The following is a 13,916-nucleotide window of genomic DNA, read 5'->3' on the forward strand; positions in this document are numbered from 1 at the left end:
TAAGTCAAGTTTCCATTCCTGATTTCATGAAAAAGAATTGCTGCTGGGCACAGCGCCCAGATTAGGCATTTAACTATTTTTATCCGGCACAGCCACTCATACATGCCCTACCACCGCTGGAAGAAAAATAGGACAGCACCCAGTCCCTTCCCCACAGCCATGCTTACAATAAAAACAGACACATAGCGCACGATTTTGAGTCTTCTTACAAAGATAGGGAATACGTTCAATATTTCTGCAAGTGCCATGGCCCAGCATCCTACAAATACACCTGTCAACAGTCCAAATATAGGAAGCAGCCACATGCCGCCGGAAATATGGATCTGGAATACAGACATAAGGTTCCCGACGATCCCCCCTACGGCAACACAGTCTTCATACAGCAATATCTTATCTGCAGTATGTGTCCTGTCTGCAAAATCTGCCACAACACCCAGTTCTATTATAAAAGAAAATAACCCCCCGGCTACTACCACCCCTGCACTAAGTCCTATGAGTGCCAATATGATTTGATTTACCCACATCCAGCTCCTGCTCCCTTCTTGACGCATCCTCCACCAGTGTTGTCTGTATATCATTCTCATAAAGCCGCATCTGCACTTCCATAGGCGTGGGGTCTACCGTGAAGCGCCTTTTGCCAAAATGATTAAAAAATACCAGTATGCCGACTGTAACACCTACAGAATACGATACCTCCAGAATTGTAAAGCCGTCTGAACCCGTTCCCGTCACATATTCGTAAATCTGGGAAAACAGTGTTGTCACAGAAACATCATTATTAAATGCCATAATTGAAAAAGCTGCCCCGCAGAATGTGAGAAGCATCACGATGGCAGTTTTCAATATATGCATGAATATTCCCGGTGTCTTCTGCTCTTCATAAGTGATGATAATATCCTGCTCACCCATATTCTGTATCTCCAATCCAGGATATTTCTCATGGATACAGGCAATAATTTTTAATATGGAGATTACAAACCTCTGTTTTTTTCCCTCTGGTATTTTTAAAATTTTTAAAGTCTTTAATTTCGGGATAATACTTTTATTGCTGCACTCAAATGCCATAATATCTCCGAGGGTGACGTCTCTTTTCTGAACCTCAACATCCCTGTCACCCTTCAGATATACCGTGTCCTTATTAACAGACATGATGCCCCTCCTCTGTTGCCTGTACCAGAGTCCCTTCACTGCTTATTCCTGTATTGCTGCCGCCATAATAATAGTAAAAAACACCGATCACCACTGCTGCCAGTACAATCCCCAACAGGCAGATACGGATTTTTCTTCTTCCTTTTTCCATACTGTCATCCTTCCTTTCCTGCTATTGACGCCGTTCCCGGAACAGTGCCGGCACTGCCTAAGAACCGCTTTTATGGACATGTCAAATATACCTCTAGTTGAATGCCATGTCCGTTTGAGAATTAGTATCCCGGATTTCAGGGAAAGTATGCAGTTGGTTTATGGATTCCAGAGCCTTAATATTTTTAATTATGCCATGCCAAGCCTGCGCAGGTTTTCAATAATCCGCTTTTCCATCCGCGATACCTGCACTTGGGATATCCCCAGCTTTTTTCCTATCTCTGCCTGTGTCTCATCGGCAAAATACCGCAGGTAAATAAGCTGCCTCTCCTCCTTGTCTAATGTCTCCAAAAGTTGTTTGAGCAGCATATGGTCCAGAATCTTTTCTTCTTTTCTCTCTTTTTCCTCCAGCTTATCTACAAGGCGGATCTCACTCCCCTCCTTCTGGTGGATGGGTTTATACAAAGATTCTACCTCTGTCCCCGCCTCCAGTGCCTGTACGATTTCTTCTTTATCTACATGCATTGTCTCTGCCAGTTCTTCCAAAGTCGGCTCCCTTCCCATCTCGGCAATCAGGGACTCCCTTGCCTGGAATATTTTATAGGACAGCTCTTTTAGGGAACGGCTCACTTTGATAATTCCATCATCCCTGAGGAACCGTTTTATTTCCCCTGATATCATGGGTACTGCATAGGTAGAAAATTTCACCTCATAAGACAAGTCAAATTTATCTATAGCCTTCAGCAGGCCGATACTCCCTATCTGAAATAAATCCTCTGCTTCAGTCCCCCTGCCGTAAAATCTCTTTACCACACACCATACCAGTCCTACATTTTCTTCTACCAACTGTTCTCTCGCTTCTTTATCCCCGTCGTGTGATTTTCTGATTAAAGCGATTGTGTGGTCCATAACTCCCTTCCTTTACCGATAGTTTTCTTCATCCTCACCCTGGTTCCCTGCCCAGGTTCGGACTCCACTTCTACCTTATCCATGAAGGCCTCCATAAACGCAAACCCCATACCTGAGCGCTCCAGCTCCGGCTTACTTGTATACAACGGTGTCATAGCCTGCTCCACGTCCTCAATCCCAATCCCATGGTCTTTGACCTCTACAATGATCTGGCTGTGCTCTATGCGGCACTTGATAGATATTTTATGTATTTCGCCCTCGTAGCCGTGAATGACAGCATTGGTAACAGCCTCTGACACAGCAGTTTTTACATCTGACACTTCCTCCACCGTAGGATTGAGCTGTGTCATAAATGCAGCCACGGATACTCTGGCAAATCCCTCGTTTGATGAATGGCTGTCAAAAATAATCTCCATTTCATTTGTGTTTTTCATATCTCGTCCTCCTCATATATCTGCATTATTCTTGTCATCCCCGACATTGTAAGAATCTTCTTTATTCTCACATTTGTATGAACTGCCCATATCTCACCGCCAACAAGCCGAATTACTTTATAGCGCCCCATAATTACCCCTATTCCTGAACTATCCATAAAATCCGTCATTTCAAAATCAAAAATCACATATTTAATGTGGTTGCGTTCGATCAATGTATCCGCCGTTTTACGCATTTCTTCGGCATTGTGGTGATCCACCTCCCTGGGCAGATAAATCGTCAGGCAATTTTCCTGCACCTGATACTTCATAGTACTCCTCCTCCGGTTATATTATATTCATTCAGGCACTGTGCCCTTATGGCAAAGCTGCCGCTGCCTTCTTTTGTTTCATGGATAAAAAATTTTCTTTTCTGCATCAGAAAAAGGATATGTAAATTTACATATCCTTATCTTGTGTACTTAATGCCTGTCTTATGTATAGCCGCTACTGCCCGGCTGTATCCTGTCCATCCGCCTGCTGGGCTGCCTGATCTTCTGTACCGCCGGCCGCCGCTGTGCTCTGGGATATGGTATTTAGGCCATTCTGTGCCTCTGTGGCATATTCTGTCCCGGGAACTAATTCTATTACACGGTTAAGATAATTTGTGGCATTGTCATTATCCCCGTTTCTCATATAGGACAGCCCAAGATTTAATAGTGCCGCCCCACTGTTGTACCCTTCATCCATACGCACAACTTTACTTAGGTTTGCAATGGCAGTATCAAAGTTGGCCACTTCAAATGAAGCCATGCCCGCCGAATATAAGGTGTCGCAGGCAACAGGGAATATATTTGAGGAAATCTGATCATAAATAGCCTGTCCCCCCTCTCCCAGGGCCTCTCTGTTCACATTCAAAAGTGTGTCCGCTATGACATCCTCCGTGTAACTCCCAGAGTTGTACTGGCTAGAGGCAGACATAAGATTCTCATAGCTCTCCGAAGTACTGGCTGCACTTTGGGCCGCCTGCTCAGAATCTACATTTGTGGCACGGTATTCATCCAATGTCCTTGTCTGGGCGCTGATTTGCGCCTCCTGGGCATTAATCCGCTCACTATACTCCACAATCTGCTTATTTACCTTGTCCGTTTTCGCCTGATCCACGGCAGGCACGATTAGAAACCATACGATTGCAGCTCCAATGACTGCACCGACTACTATATTTAACAGGGTAAACCTGCTTGCCAGTTCTTTAATCCCACCGTTCTTAGGCTGAATAATCGTCTCATTCCCAAGACTATATTCCACGGTTTCCTCTTTCCCCGGTTTTTCCTCCTTAATCTTACGTCCCCGCAGCTGGGTCATCTCATGCATATATCTTAGAGTCATCTCATTGGTCGTATCCAGCTTTCTGGCTATTCTTAGAACCTGCCTTGCCTTTGCATACTGTTCTGTGTGGAGATACAAAAGTGCAAGAAGCTGATAGGCTTTCAGGAATGTTGGGTTTGCCGCCACCACCTTTTTCAGCTGGATAATCGCCAGATCCTCGCCATTTTGCCCGCAATATATAAGGCACTGGTTATAGCGCTTTACTGTCTGGTTTATCACTTCCAGTTCTGCCGCAGACTCCTGCACCTTCCCTATAAAATAGTTAGCAATATTGTCCCCCGGCCTTAAGTTCTTACTTATAATCCACTCAACCAGTCCCTCTGCCACCTCTCCCCGGCCGTAGTACACCAGGCCTAAAAGATTTCTGGCAGCGACATTTTCTCTATTATATTGTAAACTCCGCCGTAGGGAGGCAACTGCACCGGACATGTCCCGCATCTGCGCTTTCCTCAGGCCATCATTATACCAGTAGTTAGACTGGCATATGATTTTCTTCGTATAGTCCATCTATGCTCACCATAATCTTCCTTTACTTCGTCTGATCCATTACTTCCCTTAGAAGGTCCGTCATATCTGATAAATCTTCTTGATAGACTGCATCTTCTATATCTTCCACTTCCAGGCTGGGTCTAAATTTTTTCAGCTCTTCTTCATAATCCAGCATTATACGGCCTCCTTTATTAATGATTTAATCATTCCAGTCAGATAAAGAGAACCCAGGCAGAATACCCTGCGGCCTTCCCGGCGTTCCAAAACGAAAGTAAGTGCTTCCCCCAGTGACTCCCGGGCAAAGACTGGTTTCTCTGTATATTTTTGGAAAACCCGCTGCAGGCTTTGGACGCTTACAGCACGCTTGTCCTTAATAGGAGTCACCATATAAAAATCTGTCTCCAGGTTCCTGCACAAAAAGGCGATCATTTTCTCATAATCTTTATCCTGTACCGCTGAGAATACAATAATATTCCTTTTATCACCAGGCACACTCTGTACAAATCCCTCTACCGCACTTATATTGTGTGCGCCATCCACATAGACTTCGGGGAGTACCTCCTCCATGCGCCCTTCCCAGCAAAACCGGGCAAGGGCATCTCTCCATGTACTAAGACACCCTTTATCGCCAAACAGCATACGCATCACTTCCAATGCCAGCAGGGCATTCTCAGGCTGATAAATACCTATGTTCCTGAGAGTCCATGTAGTATCTCCATAATACGCATTCGCACAGGAAAATGCAATATATTTGTCCTTTATTCCCAGAATTTCGTACGCATCTTTCCCTATTTTTTTACAGGATGCACCGAGCTCTTTAGCTGTTCTCTCTATTACACGATTACTCTCTTCCTGTGTATCCGCAAAAAACACAGGAACTCCTGGTTTGATAATCCCAGCTTTTTCAAAGGCGATCTTTTCCACTGTATCTCCCAGAATTGCCGTGTGGTCCAGGCCTATAGAGGTAATAACTGCAGCAAGAGGGTTCTCTATCGTGTTTGTAGCGTCAAAACGCCCTCCCAGTCCTGTTTCCAGGACTATATACTCTACCCCTGCCCGGTGAAATGCCTCCATGGCCATGCCAAAGAGAAATTCAAAAAATGTCGGATGGGGCAGTCCCCTCTTTTGCATCTCATCTACTTTTGCCTTGACAAATAAAAACACATCTAAAAATTCTTCATCCGTAACCTGGCGGCCATTAATCTGTATCCGCTCATTCATTTTTATGAGATGTGGAGATATAAATAATCCTGCAGTCTTTCCTTGTGCCAAAAGCAGCGTATTCAAATAAGCGCATACAGAACCCTTACCGTTGGTACCTGCCACATGGATTACCCGGCTGCGGCTTAGAGGTTCCCCCAAATAGGACAAAAAAAGTCTTGTATGCTCCAGGCCGTTTTTGCTGGTAAATTTGGGGATCCCCAGTATATAAGCCTCTGCCTCTTTATATGTCACTTCTTTCCACCTTCATCCTGTTTCACAAACGCATTCCTCCCTGCCTCTACATCACTGCCGTCAGAAGGGAGCTCTGTCAGCTTCCCGTCCTTATATTCATATTCCGGGGATGTCCTGAAAATTGTATTGCTGGAACCCACCTGATTTACCTGGACTATATCGCCCTCCTTCAATTTAGTCTCCTTTAAGTCGATTCTAGTATTATTCAAAAATGTGCTTGCCTGCTTCTCTCCGTTTACAAACACTTTACTCTGCTTAGTAAAGTTTTCACCATATATACTATAAGTCCCATCCAGTTGGGATACCAGCTCTGTAATAGCGGTATCTTTTACCCCCATAGCCATATGGCCCTCTGTAATGGGGAGGCCGCTGTCCTCATACACATACTGGTTTCCATATAGAATGTCATACTGCAGCAATTCCAGGTCTGCCAGATAATTCTTAGTCTGCCTTCTCATCTGATGATAATTAAATACGGTCCCTGAATGGATATCCAGACGTTCAAAAACATCTGCCATAATCTGGTATGCTGCTATATTGCCATCTTGTTTCTTAAGGCCTATATTATCCCAGATGACATAATTTGTATTGTACAAGTATCTGCTTTTTAAGTCCTTTGCTTCCAGTCCCATAGTGGGGAGATGGTCTCCATAGAATACGATTACTGTTGGCTCCCCGCGCTTTTGAATCTCTTCCACAAGATTTCCAGCAAATTTATCCATCTCGTGTACTTCATTTACATAATACTCCCAGGCATTACGTTCCCCCTCATCCTCCGGGCCCGTGACAGTAATCTCCGGGTTTTCGATCATTTTCTCTGTGGGATAATCTCCATGCCCCTGTACACTGATAGTAAACACAAAATCCTGCTGCTGCGTTGTATCCATAGATTCCAGGATATTCGGTATTAAAATATCATCTGTGGCCCATCCCTTTGGGGTGGTCTGCAGAATATTCATAAATTCTTTGCTTGTATAATGGTCAAATCCCATATTATTGAATACATGGGCGCGGCTGTAAAAATTACCCCCGTTATTGTGCAAGGCTTCCGCGCCATATCCCAGGCTTCCCAGTGCTGTTGCTGCACTCTCCAGAACATTTGTCTTTGCATATGTCTTATATGGATATTCGCCCGGCCCAAAGAAGCGCATACTCATTCCTGTAAGCACCTCAAACTCAGTGTTCGCAGTGCCCGCCCCTACAGAAGGCACCTTAAAGTACCCTGATGAATACTCACTGTACATCTTCCTCAGATTGGGGATCGGATCTTCCGAGAACTGGAGCCATTCTACCTCTGTGGGGTCAAAGTAAGATTCTAGCTGCACAAATAATATGTTAGGAAGCTCTTCCTCTTCCCTGCCTGTTTCGCTCTTCGTTATAGCCCCGTCCTGACTTATATTTTTCATTGCGGACTCACTGTAACCCGATGGTTCAGATATTCCTGTATCAAAAATACTTGCAGTAAAGCAGTAAGGAAATCCATAATCCTCATATGCGAAGGCTATATTTCCAAAATAATTCGAGATTACCCTCTTGTCTATGGCTATGTCCGTCAAAAATATATAGGCCCCTATCCAGAATACTACGCCAAAAAGAGCCAGTATACGGTGCATTTTTCCGGTAAACTGCCCCCCCCGGCGCCACATAGAAACCACCCATATGACAACCGCCGCGATTCCAACAATTAAAAGCAGCAGCTCAAATGTATTGAAATAATTCCCTGTGAGCGCCAGTGCATCTGAGAGCACCTTCAAGTCCTGTGCGTTAAAAGGCGTGACCCGTTTTAAAAGCAGATAACCATTACAGGTTCCCAAAAACAGCCAGAATACACTCAGCAGGATTCTGGCAAAGACTCTCCTCCTGACTAGGTATACAATAGAAAATGTAGCAAATATTAAAAATGCATTGAACAAAAACACCTCAGGCGTCCCTGTCATATACTCCCAGGCCTGAAGCAGAGAATGCCTGGATATTACTTCTATAAAAAAGTTCAGCACGCAGGCCAGCACAAAATGCAGGATCAGAGATATCCTGTCCATAAAACGGTAGACAGGCTGCATCTTTTTTGCGAATTTACTGTTGCGCCTTTGTTCCAGTATATGCTGGCGCCGTTGGCGCCGCTCCCTCCAATATCTGCGTACATCTTCGCCTTTTATATTTTTAATCTTTTGAAAAAAGCCTTTTATATCAGGTTTCTTGATTTGAATGCGTTTCATGTATGCCCTCTCTTATCATTTCTTCAGGCCGGCCATTCTCTCCTGCACCTGCTTAAGCATCTGTGAATATTTTTCCAGCTTACCTTTTTCCTCCTGCACCTTTGCTTCTGGCGCCTTGCTCAAAAACCTCTCATTTGCCAACATTCCTTTTGCCCTGGCAATTTCCTTTATCAGCTTTTCCTCTTCTTTTTTAAGCCGGTTCAGCTCCTGTTCAAAGTCAACCAGCTCCTCCATGGGCAGATATACCACAGCATCCGGCACAACCACTGACACTGCATCCTCGGGGATGCCTTCCTTTTTACTGCTGATGAATATATCTGCTGCGCTCATCAATGGTTTTATAGAATCTGTAAGTGTTTCCAATCCCCGGCAGAGCTCTTCTTCTTTGCAGACAATAAACACTTTTGTCTTTCTTGCATTTTCCACATTCATTTCGGCCCGAATGTTTCTGACTCCCCGCACAATCTCTTTCATATGCCCCAGAATATTTTCTTCTTCCGGGAAATCCCACTCCTTCTTATAGGCCGGCCATGCAGATATCATTAATGATTCCTCCTCTGGCACCAATGCACTGTAGATCTCTTCTGTCACAAATGGCATGAAAGGATGAAGCATCTTAAGCGCTTGGGAGAGTACTGTTTTTAAAGTCCAAAGAGCGCACCTTGCACCATCCGGCTCTTCCGCCCTGTGATAAATACGGTATTTTGCAATCTCAATATACCAATCGCAAAATTCGTCCCATATAAAATCATATACTTTCTGCACTGCAATACCCAGCTCAAACTTGTCCATATTTTCTGTTACATCCACTGCCAATGTATTTACCCGTGTGAGGATCCACTTATCAGCAGCGCCAAGTTCAGAAACTGCCATACTTCTCAATTTTTCATCTTCCAGGTTCATCAATATAAAACGGGAAGCATTCCACACCTTATTGGCAAAATTCCTGCTGGCCTCTACTCTTTCATTATAGAAACGCATATCGTTTCCCGGTGCATTTCCAGTTACCAGCGTAAGCCGCAGGGCGTCAGCGCCATACTGGTCAATGATCTCGAGGGGGTCGATTCCATTCCCCAGAGACTTGCTCATCTTCCTTCCCAGGGAATCTCTCACAAGTCCATGTATCAACACGGTATGGAAGGGAGACTGGCCAGTATGCTCCAGTCCAGAAAATACCATACGTATTACCCAGAAGAAAATAATATCATATCCTGTAACAAGCACATCTGTAGGATAAAAATATGCTAAATCTTCCGTTTTCTCCGGCCACCCCAGCGTGGAAAATGGCCAGAGTGCTGAACTAAACCATGTGTCCAGGGTATCCTCATCCTGTGTAAATTCTGTGCATCCGCAGTGTTCACATTTCCCTGGCATTTCCCTGGCTACTACAAATTCTCCACATTCTTTACAATAATAGGCCGGGATCCTGTGCCCCCACCAAATCTGCCTGGAAATACACCAGTCCTTTATATTTTCCAGCCAGTGAAGATAAATTTTGTCAAAGCGCTCTGGCACAAATTTAAGTTCGCCTGATTTTAACGCCTGGATAGCAGGCCCTGCCAGTTCTTCCATCTTCACAAACCATTGTTGTTTTATCAGCGGCTCCACTGTCGTCCCACAGCGGTCATGAGTTCCCACATTATGTGAATGAGGCTCTATTTTCACAAGATATCCCTTTGCATCTAAGTCCTCTACTATGGCCTTCCTTGCCTCGTACCGCGCCATGCCTGCATATTTCCCGCCCTTATCGTTGATAGTAGCATCATCATTCATGATGTTAATTTCTTCCAGGCCGTGGCGCCTGCCAACTTCAAAATCATTTGGGTCATGGGCCGGGGTAATCTTAACAGCGCCTGTACCAAATTCTTTATCTACATAATAGTCCGCCACAATCGGTATCTCTCGTCCCACCAGAGGCAGAAGAGCTTTCTTCCCTATAATATCCTTGTAGCGCTCATCCTCCGGATGCACTGCAATGGCGGTATCCCCCAACATTGTCTCCGGCCGGGTGGTGGCTATTTCCAAAAACCTGTCTGTGCCAATAATAGGATACTTAATATGCCAGAAGGAGCCTTCCTGCTCTTCATGCTCAACTTCAGCATCAGAAAGAGAAGTCTTACATACCGGGCACCAGTTAATAATCCTGGAGCCTTTATAGATATACCCTTTTTCGTAAAGTTTTATGAACACTTCCTCAACGGCTTTGCTGCAGCCCTCATCCATTGTGAACCGCTCTCTGTCCCAGTCACAAGAAATCCCCAGTTTCTTCAGCTGATTTTCAATGGTCCCAGCATATTCTTCTTTCCATTGCCAGGTTCTCTTAAGGAAACCCTCACGGCCCAAGGCTTTTTTGTCGATCCCCTCTTCCTTAAGCTGGTTTGTCACCTTTACTTCTGTGGAGATGGCCGCATGGTCTGTGCCTGGAATCCAGAGTGCATTATAGCCTTCCATTCTTTTAAAACGGATTAATATATCCTGAAGCGTATTATCCAGCGCATGCCCCATGTGCAGTTTGCCTGTGATATTCGGAGGCGGCATCACCGTTGTAAAAGGCTTTTTGCTCCTGTCTGCCTCTGCATGGAAGTACTTCTTTTCACACCACTTTTCGTATAGTTTTTCTTCAATTTCCTTTGGATTATACGTTTTCGCCAATTCTTTACTCATAGTTTCCTCCTTGTTCTCCCTCACATACCCTGCTTTTTTATTAAGTCCTTACAAATACTTTACCACTCCATTGTAACTGCAAAACAATGCCCTTTTGCTGCATACAGGCTCCAGAATACAAAAACACCCTTTACATACTATGTAAAGGGCGCATTCCACGCGGTACCACCTTTATTCATGCTGCTTTAGGCCACAGCAGGAATTTGTTTAATATCCCTGCTCCCACGCACGCATCTCTTCTGTCCTATAACGCGGACAACTCCGGGATACCTTACTGTACGCTTCGGGCATCCAGTTCAGAAGCTACCTTCCATACTCCTTTTCCTGGAACCATCTTTCAGCCGGTGGACGGTTCTCTCTGACAGGCGGCCTTATGTACTCCTCTTCATCAGCACCTTTATATATTAATAAAATGTTAACTATATATTAACTACAAAATATCATATCTTTCGGGGACTGATTTGTCAAGGAGTTTACGTAATCTTAATATTTATCATATTACACAAAAATCACATTGGCGTCGCCAAGTACATTTACAGCAGCGTATAAATTCCCTAAAGTAGGCCTTACTCTATTCCTTAATCTGCTTTAGTTTGGATATCATATCTACAATCGAATATCCATAATTATCTGCCGTGGCCCACCCATATCCTTCCGGGTTTTCCTGCTGCCCCAGCCATTCTACATAGGGGGCACACCCCTTTGTGACATATTCATAACGGTCATCCACACATTCCTGGCTCAGTGCATCCGCTGTGGCATATGCCTTCAAATGTTGTATCTGCGCCCGGATACCAGTTCTGACATCAGGATAAGAATTGCCTGCCACGCCGCCCCCTGTCGTCCCCAACCCGGCAAAATTAAACTGTTCAATGGATGCATCCCCTCCATACTGCAGCCATCCTGTCTCTTTCATAGTCTGGACAAACGCTACCTCAGGACGGACCCCTTCTGCCACAGCCTCATCGTAGTACATTTGGCAGAATGTTTCTATGCTGTCGGCCCCGCCCTTTTCCAGCGCTTCCTTGGGATATTGCTCACCACTGGATTTAAAATATTCCACCATCTGATCTACCGTCACAGAACTTTTCCCCATAATTGGATACTGCCCATCTGCTATAACCTCTTCTGCCTGCTCCCCACTGTTTTCTACAGTATCTGAGCTGCCATCCTTCTCTTCCTGCCCTTCCGATTGTGAAGATTTATCCTCCTTGGCCGCTGCATTTTCCTCCTCGGCCTTTTTTACAGCCTCCTGCCCGGATGCCGGAGTTTTTTCCCCGTCCTTTTTACTCAGCATCCCCTTGCCTGCAGCTATGCCTATGATGACGACCAATAAGACTGCCAGTGCGGCCTCCAGTAAAATTTTCATTTTATTCTTGTCCCAATTTTTAAAATCCATAAACCCCATCCTTGTCCCCAAATTAAGTTTACTTCCCCAGCTCGCCTCAGACGGCCTTACATCTGCCGTCCACTTGTCCCCCGTTTAAGGATATCCTGGGGCTGCCTTATTGAATATTCGTAGTTCAATAAGTATACCTTACAATATATGCAGTCCAAATGCAAGTATGAGGAATTTCTCAAGGATGGCACCCTCTTCTTCTGTAAATGCAGGCTGGGTCTTACCTGCCACAGCCATATTATAGTATGTTCTCAGGGACTATATATTTCATAGGATTCATCTCCCAGTATGTGGCTGCCTCTGCCCCCTTCTCTATGCAGAAACTGCTCGCCCCGCTGTCCGTATAAAACCGGGTTGTGAATACCTCTTCCCCTCCATTTAAATATATCTCCAGGCAGGAGGTATCTGCCAGTATACGGATTGCATTGCATTTCTCCAAATATACACTGCGTTTCCTTCTGCCGCACCCCAGATCACATTCCTTTAAAAACTCTAGTGTAAAGTAATGATCCACAAGACTGTACTGAAGCTTAATCCCATCACTGACAGTAACTATAATATCCGAATTAACTTTCGTCTCTATGTGGGCGTCGTACATCCTCATTGCCCGGGAGGATTCTCCCACTCTGAGTGTCTCTTCTTTTTTTTGCAGTGCTGAAATTTCTTTCACTGGATACTGCATTACCTTGCCATCCTTAAGAAATACTTCCCTCGGTACGGTTAAAGCATTCTGCCACCCCCTGGCTACTGTGGGGTTACGCTGTCCAGGGTCATCCGGCATACCAATCCATCCAATCAGTATCCTTCTCCCATGGCTGTCCTCAAAAGTCTGAGGGGCATAAAAATCAAATCCCCGGTCCCATTCCTTAAAACGCTTAAGGCGGTATGAACCTTCAAATCTCCCTGTAAGTTCAAAATATCCTGACTGATATAAATTCTGATAATTCCCTTCTTGTTCCTCAACCCCCTGGGGCGACACACTTAAAATCTTCCTGCCGTCCAACATAAAAGCGTCCGGGCACTCCCACATATATCCAAATTTTTCTGTCGAAGTCAGGGTGTTCACCAGCTTCCAGTTCTTTGTCCCAGAGCTCTCATAGACAAGCACTTCCCCTTCATCGTCCTGGGTCCTGGCCCCTAAAAACATATAGTTTTTATTATTTTCAGCTCCTATGCTTTTTCCTGGCACAACTTTTGGGTCACGCACATGGCAGGTAAGATTCTCCGGATAGTCTGTATTTGTCAGCAGACATTTCTTTTCCCCAAAGGTACGGCCGTCTTCGCTGCATACAAGTATTGTATTTGCCTGGCGCCCGTCTGTTATATAATTGTAATCTCCCTGCAGTTTTACATTACCCGTGTAAAACAAATTCATTCTGCCGCCTGCAACCAATGCGGACCCGGAATAGACTCCGCACTTTTCAAATTCTTTTTCTGGCGATAGTGCAATGCCTGCATATTCCCACTCTACCAGATTCTTGCTCAAATAGTGGCCCCAGTACTTCATCCCCCCCTCTGGATTATCTGGCGTATACTGAAAAAACACATGGTATTCTCCATTAAATTCACATAATCCATTTGGGTCATTTAACCAGCCTGTGGGCGGCATGAGATGGAACCCAAGCCTCCACCTGTCATTTTCATTTATTCCTAACATAAGCCTCCTTAAAACCCCTTTATATT

The 13,916-nt window shown here is 44.8% G+C and carries 13 protein-coding genes and 1 other annotated feature; all 13 genes read right to left on the reverse strand.

Annotated features, from left to right (window positions below; genetic code table 11):
• Nucleotides 1-107 precede the first annotated feature (107 nt).
• The 13 genes from EFA47_RS12270 to EFA47_RS12320 all read right to left on the reverse strand — a co-directional run bounded on the left by EFA47_RS12270 (nucleotide 108) and on the right by EFA47_RS12320 (nucleotide 13,890).
• Complete coding sequence (locus EFA47_RS12270) at nucleotides 108-524, reverse strand: stage V sporulation protein AB (RefSeq protein WP_122643545.1); 417 nt, start codon at nucleotides 522-524, stop codon at nucleotides 108-110.
• Nucleotides 484-1,149, reverse strand: a complete 666-nt coding sequence (locus tag EFA47_RS12275) for a stage V sporulation protein AA (RefSeq protein ID WP_122643546.1) — start codon at nucleotides 1,147-1,149, stop codon at nucleotides 484-486. Before EFA47_RS12275 ends, EFA47_RS12270 begins: the two co-directional genes overlap by 41 nt.
• On the reverse strand, nucleotides 1,139-1,300 hold the full coding sequence (locus EFA47_RS19900; protein WP_164689995.1) for a hypothetical protein: 162 nt from the start codon (nucleotides 1,298-1,300) through the stop codon (nucleotides 1,139-1,141). Before EFA47_RS19900 ends, EFA47_RS12275 begins: the two co-directional genes overlap by 11 nt.
• 188 nt (nucleotides 1,301-1,488) lie before the next feature.
• Nucleotides 1,489-2,208: an RNA polymerase sporulation sigma factor SigF gene (sigF, locus tag EFA47_RS12280; protein ID WP_122643547.1), complete on the reverse strand. Its 720-nt coding sequence runs from the start codon at nucleotides 2,206-2,208 to the stop codon at nucleotides 1,489-1,491.
• Entirely contained in the window at nucleotides 2,187-2,642 is a 456-nt protein-coding gene (spoIIAB, locus tag EFA47_RS12285) for an anti-sigma F factor (RefSeq protein WP_122643548.1), read from the reverse strand. Before spoIIAB ends, sigF begins: the two co-directional genes overlap by 22 nt.
• Entirely contained in the window at nucleotides 2,639-2,953 is a 315-nt protein-coding gene (locus tag EFA47_RS12290) for an STAS domain-containing protein (protein WP_122643549.1), read from the reverse strand. Before EFA47_RS12290 ends, spoIIAB begins: the two co-directional genes overlap by 4 nt.
• Nucleotides 2,954-3,128: 175 nt before the next feature.
• On the reverse strand, nucleotides 3,129-4,517 hold the full coding sequence (locus tag EFA47_RS12295; protein WP_122643550.1) for a tetratricopeptide repeat protein: 1,389 nt from the start codon (nucleotides 4,515-4,517) through the stop codon (nucleotides 3,129-3,131).
• A gap of 22 nt (nucleotides 4,518-4,539) precedes the next feature.
• On the reverse strand, nucleotides 4,540-4,674 hold the full coding sequence (locus tag EFA47_RS20275) for a hypothetical protein (RefSeq protein ID WP_268888466.1): 135 nt from the start codon (nucleotides 4,672-4,674) through the stop codon (nucleotides 4,540-4,542).
• Nucleotides 4,674-5,954 carry a bifunctional folylpolyglutamate synthase/dihydrofolate synthase gene (locus EFA47_RS12300; RefSeq protein ID WP_122643551.1) on the reverse strand — a complete coding sequence of 427 codons (1,281 nt, stop codon included), beginning with the start codon at nucleotides 5,952-5,954 and terminating at the stop codon, nucleotides 4,674-4,676. The genes EFA47_RS20275 and EFA47_RS12300 overlap by 1 nt, the downstream gene beginning before the upstream one ends.
• Nucleotides 5,951-8,170, reverse strand: a complete 2,220-nt coding sequence (locus tag EFA47_RS12305; protein WP_122643552.1) for an LTA synthase family protein — start codon at nucleotides 8,168-8,170, stop codon at nucleotides 5,951-5,953. The genes EFA47_RS12300 and EFA47_RS12305 overlap by 4 nt, the downstream gene beginning before the upstream one ends.
• A 15-nt stretch (nucleotides 8,171-8,185) precedes the next feature.
• Nucleotides 8,186-10,834: a valine--tRNA ligase gene (locus EFA47_RS12310; RefSeq protein ID WP_122643553.1), complete on the reverse strand. Its 2,649-nt coding sequence runs from the start codon at nucleotides 10,832-10,834 to the stop codon at nucleotides 8,186-8,188.
• A 141-nt stretch (nucleotides 10,835-10,975) separates the two neighbouring features.
• Nucleotides 10,976-11,235 (reverse strand) — a binding site (T-box leader).
• Nucleotides 11,236-11,405: 170 nt separating this feature from the next.
• Nucleotides 11,406-12,233, reverse strand: coding sequence for a glucosaminidase domain-containing protein (locus tag EFA47_RS12315; RefSeq protein WP_235853259.1), 828 nt, complete (start codon nucleotides 12,231-12,233; stop codon nucleotides 11,406-11,408).
• A 238-nt stretch (nucleotides 12,234-12,471) separates the two neighbouring features.
• Nucleotides 12,472-13,890 (reverse strand): glycoside hydrolase family 32 protein, encoded by a 1,419-nt coding sequence (locus EFA47_RS12320; RefSeq protein WP_122643554.1) that lies wholly within the window; start codon nucleotides 13,888-13,890, stop codon nucleotides 12,472-12,474.
• Nucleotides 13,891-13,916: the final 26 nt, after the last annotated feature.

It is taken from the genome of Luxibacter massiliensis (genome assembly GCF_900604355.1).
GTDB lineage: Bacteria > Bacillota > Clostridia > Lachnospirales > Lachnospiraceae > Luxibacter > Luxibacter massiliensis.